3 protein-coding genes are annotated in these 9,018 nt (G+C 69.5%); 1 reads left to right on the top strand and 2 read right to left on the bottom strand.

What is annotated here, in order from left to right; all coding sequences use genetic code 11:
• Positions 1–4,437 (bottom strand): hypothetical protein (locus ABZ463_RS41380; protein ID WP_362785654.1); only part of this gene is annotated, 4,437 nt, incomplete at its 3' end.
• Between the two features lie 164 nt (positions 4,438–4,601).
• Positions 4,602–7,604 carry a Tn3 family transposase gene (locus ABZ463_RS41375; protein ID WP_362785651.1) on the bottom strand — a complete coding sequence of 1,001 codons (3,003 nt, stop codon included), beginning with the start codon at positions 7,602–7,604 and terminating at the stop codon, positions 4,602–4,604.
• Between the two features lie 299 nt (positions 7,605–7,903).
• On the opposite strand from ABZ463_RS41375, the gene ABZ463_RS41370 reads away from it, so the two are divergent.
• Positions 7,904–8,569 (top strand): maleylpyruvate isomerase family mycothiol-dependent enzyme, encoded by a 666-nt coding sequence (locus ABZ463_RS41370; protein ID WP_362785648.1) that lies wholly within the window; start codon positions 7,904–7,906, stop codon positions 8,567–8,569.
• The last annotated feature ends 449 nt before the right edge of the window (positions 8,570–9,018 follow it).

The following is a 9,018-nucleotide window of genomic DNA, read 5'->3' as shown; positions in this document are numbered from 1 at the left end:
TCCGGTGAGCGGGGTGCCCACCGGTTTGCCGGTGGCCGCGTCCCAGAGCCGCACCGTCTTGTCGAATCCGGCGCTGGCCAGGCGGGTGCCGTCCGGACTGAACACCACTGATACCACCTCGTTGGTGTGTCCGGTGAGCGGGGTGCCCACCGGTTTGCCGGTGGCCGCGTCCCAGAGCCGCACCGTCTTGTCGAATCCGGCGCTGGCCAGGCGGGTGCCGTCCGGGCTGAACGCCACCGATATCACCGCGTTGGTGTGTCCGGTGAGCGAGGCACCGATCTGCTTGCCGGTGACCGCGTCCCAGAGCCGCACCGTCCCATCGAACCCGGCGGAGGCCAGGCGGGTGCCGTCCGGACTGAACACTACCGATACCACCGGGCTGGTGTGTTCGGGGGGCTGGGTACCGATCTGCTTGCCGGTGGCGGCGTCCCAGAGCCGCACCGTCTCGTCGTTTCCGGCGCTGGCCAGGCGGGTGCCGTCCGGGCTGAACGCCACCGACCACACCGCGTCGGTGTGTCCGGTGAGCGGGGCACCGATCTGCTTGCCGGTGGCGGCGTCCCAGAGCCGCACCGTCCCATCGAATCCGGCGCTGGCCAGGCGGGTGCCGTCCGGGCTGAAGACCACCGACCTCACCGTGTCGGTGTGTCCGGTGAGCGGGGCACCGATCTGCTTGCCGGTGGCGGCGTCCCAGAGCCGCACCGTCTTATCCACCCCAGCGGAGGCCAGGCGGGTGCCGTCCGGACTGAACACCACCGACCACACCGTGTCGGTGTGTCCAGTGAGCGGGGCACCGATCTGCTTGCCGGTGACCGCGTCCCAGAGCCGCACCATCTTGTCGAATCCGGCGCTGGCCAGGCGGGTGCCGTCCGGGCTGAACGCCACCGACAACACCGCTTCGGTGTGTCCGGCGAGCGGGGCACCGATCTGCTTGCCAGCTGCGGCGTCCCAGAGCCGCACCGTGCTGTCGTATCCAGCGGAGGCCAGGCGGGTGCCGTCCGGGCTGAACGCCACCGTCATCACCTCGTCGGTGTTCCCAGCGAGTGGGGTGCCCACCGGTTTGCCGGTGGCGGCGTCCCAGAGCCGCACCGTCTTATCGTCCCCGGCGCTGGCCAGGCGGGTGCCGTCTGGACTGAAGACCACCGATCTCACCGTGTCGGTGTGTCCGGTGAGTGGGGTGCCCACCGGTTTGCCGGTGGTCGCGTCCCAGAGCCGCACCGTCTTGTCGTATCCGGCGCTGGCCAGGCGGGTGCCGTCCGGGCTGAAGACCACCGACGCCACTGCGTTGGTGCGTCCGGTGGGTAGAGCACCGATCTGCTTGCCGGTAGCAGCGTCCCAGAGCCGCACCGTCCCATCGAACCCGGCGGAGGCCAGGCGGGTACCGTCCGGGCTGAACACCACCGACGCCACTGCGTCGGTGTGTCCGGTGAGTGGGGTGCCCACCGGTTTGCCGGTGGCCGCGTCCCAGAGCCGCACCGTCTTATCCACCCCAGCGGAGGCCAGGCGGGTACCGTCCGGACTGAACACCACCGATCTCACCGTGTCGGTGTGTCCGGTGAGCGGGGCACCGATCTGCTTGCCGGTGGCCGCGTCCCAGAGCCGCACCGTCCTATCTTTCCCAGCGGAGGCCAGGCGGGTGCCGTCCGGACTGAACACCACCGAGAACACCGCGTCGGCGTGACCGGCTAGAACGGCGCGCGCAGGCTGGCTGAGGAGTTCGGCCATGCTTGCTCGTGCCTCGTCGGTATGGGCGATGGTCCACGCCGCGGCGGCGAGTCGTGCCGAGGTCACGGGGTCGCCGGGCAGAGATCGGCTGTAAGCGGCTGTTTGGCGAGACAGAGCTTGGATACTTCGCTGGTTGGCGTCTTGGCCGAAGCGCACGGCGGCCACCGCAGTGATGATCGCGACCACCAGCAGCCCGGCCAGCACCGTGAACACGCCTTGCCAGCGGCGCCGGGTCCGGGTGGCGGCGCGGGTACCGGCTTCCAGGAAGGCCACGGCGGGCCCGGGCAGGTCGAAGCCGACGTAACGGCCGGGGTCGGCCTGCCAGCGCGCGACGACTTTGTCGGCTTCCTGCAGCCGGACCCCACGGTAGAGGAAGGCCCCGTTCCGGCCGCGCCGCTCCCATTCAGCGACGTCTTGAACGATCTCTCCGTGCAGGACCCGGTCGGCGCGCTCGCTGGCCAGCCAGTCCTGCAGCAGTGGCCAGGCGGTCAGCAACACGTCATGGGCGAGCTCGACCGTGTCGGCTACCCCCGCCGTCCCAGGAATCTCAGGCGCCGGAGAGACGTCGGTGGCGGCCTCCAACGCGGGACCGGCGGACACCACCTCCGTGGTCTGTGTCGGATCGAGGGGCCGGAGCACCGGGCCGGTGACCATCAGCCGGGCGGCGGTGAACACCTCGACGATCTGCCGGGCCAGCTCAGGCGGTTCGGGTGCGCACAAGGCGGCCAGCTCGCCCATGGTGGCGCGGCGTCGACTGACCTGCCCATCTGCGCCCGTGATCGTCAACGCCAGGATCAGGCGCGGGGCGATGGCCTGCTGTCGAGGGGTGAGGGAGTCGAAGGCCTCTTTGGCGGTGGCCTCCACGGCCGAGGCGACGCCTCCGGAGCGGTCGTAGCCCTGCCGGGTCAGCCGCCTACCTTCGCGCTGATCCCAGGTGCGCACCATCGCCATCGACAGCAGCGGCAACGCCCCCGTCAGCCCTGTCAGGCCGATCCCGCCTGCGGGGAGGTGCAGGTGGCCGGCCAGTTCCCGCACCACCTGCTCGGCCAGGCCGTCTTCCACACTCGCCCCGGCCGCAGCGGCCGGGCCGGTGATCGCTCGCTGTAGTTCCGGCTCACTCATCGGGCCCAGCACGAACATCCGCTCCTGCAGTGCCCGCTCCAGCACCGGGTGAGCGGCGCACCGCTCGACGAAGTCTCCGCGCATCGCCGCCACCACAACCCCTGGTGCCGGTCCGCCCGCCTGCTCGCCAGCCGCGCGTCCCGGCCGGGCGGAGGCCACCGGAGCGGCCCCGCTTCCGGCGCCGACGGTCATCGCCTCCAGCGCGGCGACGAACGTCTCCGCCTCCCCGGCGTGCTCGCCCGAGGCCAGGGTGAACACCTCCTCGAACTGGTCGACGACCACGACCAGGCGTCGCGGGCCGTCACCGGTCGCGCCCTGCTGATGGCGGCGGATCCGTTCGGCGGCCAGCACCTGGTGGGCCCGCTCCCGGGCCTGGGACGGGTCACGGTGCAGCTCGGCCAGCACGGCGTCGGGATCGGCGCCGCAGCGCACCGCCAGCTGCGTGGCCAGCTCCTGCAGCGGCCGCTGCCCGGGGGTGAAGGTCACCGGCACCCACTGCGCGCCGCCACCGGGGCCACCGGCGGACGAGGAGGTGAGGGTGGTCAGCGCAGGCAGTAGTCCGGCGTGCAGCAGGGAGGACTTGCCCTCCCCAGAGGCCCCGATCACCACGATCAGCCCGCCTTCGCGGGGGACGGTGACCATTGCCGTCAGCCGGGCGGTGGCTTGGCCTCGCCCGTAGAACAGGCCCGCCTGGGCCGGGCCGAACGGCTCCAACCCCTGATACGGGCACCCACCCGCCCACGCCGTGCCGTCCGCGCCCGGTGCCGAAGCGAAGGCGCCGCCGGGCGGCCGGGATGCCAGTTCGCCCAGCTGTTCACGGATCACTGCCAGCAGGGCGATCTGCTGCTGGGTCTGGGTGCGGTCGAAGCGATGCTCGGCATCTTGCCGGTACAAGGTCTGCTGGATCTGGGCCGCGGCGACATCCAGCCGCCCCAGCATCGGTGCCAGCGCCGCGTTCTGCCGGCCGAGCTCGGCGAAGGCCTCCATCACCTCCTCCAGCAGCCGGGCATCTCCCTGGGTGAGCGCTTCACTGATCACGACCTGGGTGACCTCGACCTCGGCCAGCACTCTCCCCAGCGTCTCGGCGAGCGCCTCGGCGTGCGCGTCTCCGGCCTGCAGGGCCTTCTCCAGCCGCGCTGTCAGTTCCCGCTCCACCTGCCGCACCCGGTCGGCCAGCTGTGCGGCCGACGCCTCATCGTTGCCCGCGTCGGCCTGGCCGACGGCAGGCTGACCGGCAGCGTGCGCGTCACCGGGGGTTCTGAGGCTGGTTTTAGCGCGGGCGGCGGCCAGGGAAGCGCCGATGAGGTCCGACAGCAGGTTCGCCCCGACCGAGCCGACCACGTTGATCCCGGCCGCCGCCACCGCCAGGCCCGGCTCGACCAGGGCCAGGGGAGCCAGGGCGCTCGCGCACAGCACGGCCAGCAGCGCCCGCGGGCTCGCCCAGCCCAGCCCTTGCGCGGACTGGGACGCCGCCTGCCGCACCCAGCCGCGCGCCCCGTCCTGGGCCGCGGCGATCTGCTCGGGCGGCAGGCCATGACCGTCCGGTTCGAGCGGCTCAGACGGCTCGGGGAGTTGCTCACCGCGGGGGCTCACACTGCTCCTGACCATGCGATACGACAGCCGATATAGCGTGCGACAGCAGAGGCCGAAGCCGAGCGGCGTCCCGGCCCCTCTTACGGCGTCCATGGCCTTATCGGCCTAACCCCGCCGGACGCTACCCGACCCTGGCACATCGGTCTGCCTTAAACGGTAAGCGTTCACCGAGCATCTGGTGGCCTGTCGCGCACCGGCGCTGAGGCGCCGATGTCCAAGCGGGTGGTGACGTCCAGCCTCACCTCGCCGTAGGGGCGCACGTGTAGCCAGAACAGCGGGGTCAGGCCGCGCCGGTCGGCCGGGGTGAGCAGGGCGGACCACTCGGGATCGGCGAGAACGTCTTGAAGCATCAGGACATTCACCATGACGAGCGCCGCCTGCAAGATCCGAAGACACAGGGCCGTCATCTCCACCTCATCGCGCCGGTTGGTGGAGATCTCGCCCCCGCGGCCGTAGCAGATCACCGCGTTGGCGCGATTCCACGCCTCGACCACGTTCAGCCCTTCCTCGATCTGGCGCTGCAGGTCGCGGTCATATAAGTAGCGGGCGACGAACGTGGTACGCGCCGCCCGGCCGATCTCCAGGATCGCCTGGTAGGCCGGATGCGAGGCAGTGCGGGTGAAACGCGACAAGATGGCCTCGGTAGAGGCGGTGCGGGTGCGAATCGCAGTGGCGTACTTGATGACCTGGTCGTAGTTGGCGGCGATGACGTCCCAGCGGATCGGCCGGGTCATCGCCGGCGCCAGGCGGGGATAACGGGCCAGGTCGCCTTGGCCGGCCTGATACAGGTTGACCCGGTTGATCTGCTTGATGCGCGGCAGCAGATCCACGTTCAGCAATCGGGTGACGGCGAAGCCAGGCTCCGACTCGCCGTGCGAGTCGACGTAGTTGCCCTCGACCTTCGAGGTGGTGCCGTGCCGGATGGCGCCCTCCACCATCGCAGCCACCTCAGAAGCCGACGCCTTCAGCGTCTGGGAGTGCACCACCACCGACCCGCGCTCCACATGCCAGTACACCAAGATGCCTCGGCCGCCGTAGCGGGAGTGCCACTCGGTGAACAGGTTCTGATCCCACGCCCGGAAGTGGGTGGAGTCGGAGGCGACCGCGGTCGAACCTTGCCCCCACAGCCCGGCGTCGCGGGCGGCGAAGGTGGCGTCGGCGATCTCGACCGCGATGGTGCGGGCCACCTCCGGTGTCAGGTAACGGCGGCGGACGTAGCGCAGGTCCTCCTCGGTGTGGGTGTGCGCGCCGGAGATCACCTGCCGGATGCCGCAGTTGGTGCCGTAGGCGTAGATGACCAGCATGAGCCGCTCGGCCAGCACCTCGGGGCTCATGTGGCCGCTACCGGTGGCCGCGGTCACCTTGGCCAGGCAGCCGGTACGCAAGATCGCCTCCTTGAGGATGTCGATCAGCGGGATGGCGCTCCAGCGGCGGGCCACCTCGTTCTTGATCCGGCGCAGGTTGCGCGGCTCATCGGAGGCCTCGATCGGCGTCAGTTTGATCGCCCCGGCCCTGCGTTCGGCGATCTTCACCCAGTCCAGGGATGGCAGCGCGTCGTTCAGCTCTGCCAGGGCGCTGGTCATCTCCTCCCGGAGAGAGTCGCAGAACTCCGTCGGGTCCAAGGGCTTGCGCAGCTCGCCGTAATGCTCAGCGCGGCGGGACTCAAAATCGGTCGGCAGGTCCTCATCCGGGTTACGCCATCGGTCAGCGCCGACCACCCAGATCTCCTTGCAACGCAGCTGCTCGCGCAGCGTCTGGAAGGTGGCCACCTCGTACACCGTCCGCGCCACCCGGCGGCGGCCGCGGGTGTCGGTGCGGTAGACCAGATCGGCCCAGTCCTTGAGCGTGCCCTTGTGCTCGGGCGCGCTCTCACCGAGCGGGTAGTAGGTGGTGTTACCGGCCTTGGCGTAGCGCTGGACCAGCGTGAGCGCGTCGATGACCGGCTGGTGGGCGGTGTTGTTGGAGCGGAACTCCAGCACCTGAAGCAGCTCGATCAGCCCGCGCCGGTAATGGTTGGTGTAGGAGGCCTTCAACGTGGTCTGCACCGTGCGCCGATACACCGGTCCCTTGGTCTTGAACTCGTGTACCAGCTCGCGCAGCGTCTGCTCCCCACCCCGCACCGCGGGGAAGACCACCTCACGCACCACGCCGTCTGGACTCGTCAGCGCGGCGTCGGCGATGGTGAACAGCAGGTTCTCCTTGCCTGAGACCCGCTTGAAGGCGTTGATGAGCTCCTCGGTGACTTTGCGCTCGGCGCGTGCGCCAACCCGGTGCACGGTGGCGATCAGCAGGTCGACCAGGGTGTCGGTCACCTCACGCTCCCGCTCGGCCAGCAACGCCGCCAGCAGGGTGATGGTGGCCTCCGGCGCGGTGCGGGCCCGCGTGCGCAAGTGTGAGGGCGATTCCACCCCGGCCCGGAACCGCCAGGCGGCCAGTACCTTCGGCGCCACCTCGGCGAACAAGCCGGCAGGCAGGCCGATGGCCCGGATGGCGGTGAGCTTGCGGATTTCGGTGAGCATAGAGTCCAGGCTCACGTTGCCCGGGATCGCCTTGATCAGTGCCAAGACTGACCCCTGGTCCTCATCCAGATCGCCGTCGCCCTCGCCTGCCTCGCCGCCCCCGCGGGCGTCGCCGACAGCCACCAAAGCGAGGAGGCGGGCCGTCGTCTGCGTATCCAGCCGCGCCGCGATCCGGGCGAACCAGGTCTGCTCGGCCTGATGCAGCGCCGAGCGGACCATCCTGGTGATCTGGCCGGGCGACGGCGGCTCGATCCGCTCGAGGCGGCACTGCCGGAGTAACTCCTCGCGGACCCGGTCCGGCTGCCGCTCGGCGTGTGCCACGTTGACGGCCAGCCAGCCGGTCAGCTTGTCGGCGTCCGCGGCCGAGCACTCCCGAAACCCGAGATGATCCCGAATCTCCCGGCGATGCCTCTCAATTGTCCGGCCCGACCATTCGTACAGGCCCAGCGTGCTGGCCGGCGTCTTGGTCTGACGCGCGACGTAGTCGACCACCTCGTCGGGAAACTCTGCTCGGCCTCGCGGAAAGCGTCCGTGCTGCGTGTAGAACTTCAGCAGCAGCGCGAATGCCAGGCGCGTGTTCTCCTGCTTGGCGTCGACCAGGCCGACCTCGTCGCTGAGCACCGTCCAGTGCTCGACCAGCTCGTCCATACTGAGCGGCGGACGTTCCATATCTACAGATCCGCCCGCGATGCCCCCGCATTACAGACAGTTGTAGCGCGCGTACCGAATGATCGCCTCGTGGGAGCTTCAACAGCGTTGTGGACGACAATGATCCAGCTCAGATAGGGCTTGGCGGCTCATCGCACGTTTCTTAACGGCACCCCAAACTGGCCGGAATCGTCGCTCATGAGCGACGATTTCGTCCCCTGGCGGAAGTCTTCACCTTCGACCGTCCTAACCAACCTGACGCGAGGGCTTCTGTGACTGACGAGAAAAGGCCTTCTGACATGACCGATCCGGCGCCCAAAGCACGGGGCGCTCATGTGGCCGACCTCTGGCCGCTGGTGCATGCCGAGCGAGCGGCTCTGGCGGGCGACCTGGTGGACTTGGTCGACGAGCAGTGGACGACGCCGTCGTTGTGCGCCGGATTGACGGTGCGGGAGGTGCTGGCGCACCTCACCGCAGGGGCGAGCCTCAATGGTGTGCGGTGGCTGACGGGGGTGATCCGCTACCGGTTCGACTTCGACAGGCAGGTCGCCATGCGGCTGGCCGAACAGTTGGGCACGACCGCGGCCGAGACGCATGACAGGTTCCGCCGCGTCATCACGAGCACCACCAAGCCGCCTCTCCCGGTCATCGCGATGCTGGGTGAGACGATCGTGCACGCCGAGGACATCCGGCGGCCGCTGGGCATTCGCCATGACTACCCGATCGAGACCCTCACCCGGGTGGCCGACTACTACCGGAGCTCGGACCTGGTCGTCGCCGCCAAGAGACGGATCGCCGGCCTGCGGCTCGTCGCCACCGACGGCCCATTCACCACGGGCTCCGGCCCGCTGGTGTCCGGCACCACCCTGGCGCTGGTGATGGCCACGACCGGACGCTCGGTGTTCTACGATGAACTTGACGGCGACGGCGTCGAAATCCTGCGCGATCGGCGCGACATGACATGACCCGGGGGTTCGAAGCCCGCTCAGCCGTTGTCCTGTTGCCTTAGGACCGGCGACCTCTACGGACGCGACCGACGCGCCGCGGGTCATGGAGCGGACGCAACGGGCGTGCCGCAGGGCATCGATCAGACCGGGAGGCCCAGCGTTTCGGGATTTTCCAGGCCGACAAGCGGCAGGGGTCGGGGTCGAACGCCAAAAGGTAGGTAGGGAGACGAAAGAAGCTTCCGGCCCGCGCCTTGGCTGACCTTGTGGGCGTCCTCCTCCCGAAGCTGGTCTTCTGCTTGTCGGTGCTGACATGGACCAGGCCGATGAGTGCCATCGCGAAAGCCCCATGCGCGGATCGTAGAAGAGGACGGTCTAGGAGTTGTCTCAAAGTGAGGTCAACAGCCAGTCGTTGATGATGGAGATGTGAAGGCTGGCCTCGTAACGGGCGGCGAGTTTGTCGTAGCGGG

Origin of the sequence: Streptosporangium sp. NPDC020145 (assembly GCF_040631275.1) — a bacterium.
Lineage (GTDB): Bacteria > Actinomycetota > Actinomycetes > Streptosporangiales > Streptosporangiaceae > Streptosporangium.
Note: the sequence above shows the minus strand (reverse complement) of the source record. Positions and strands in the feature narration are given on the sequence as shown.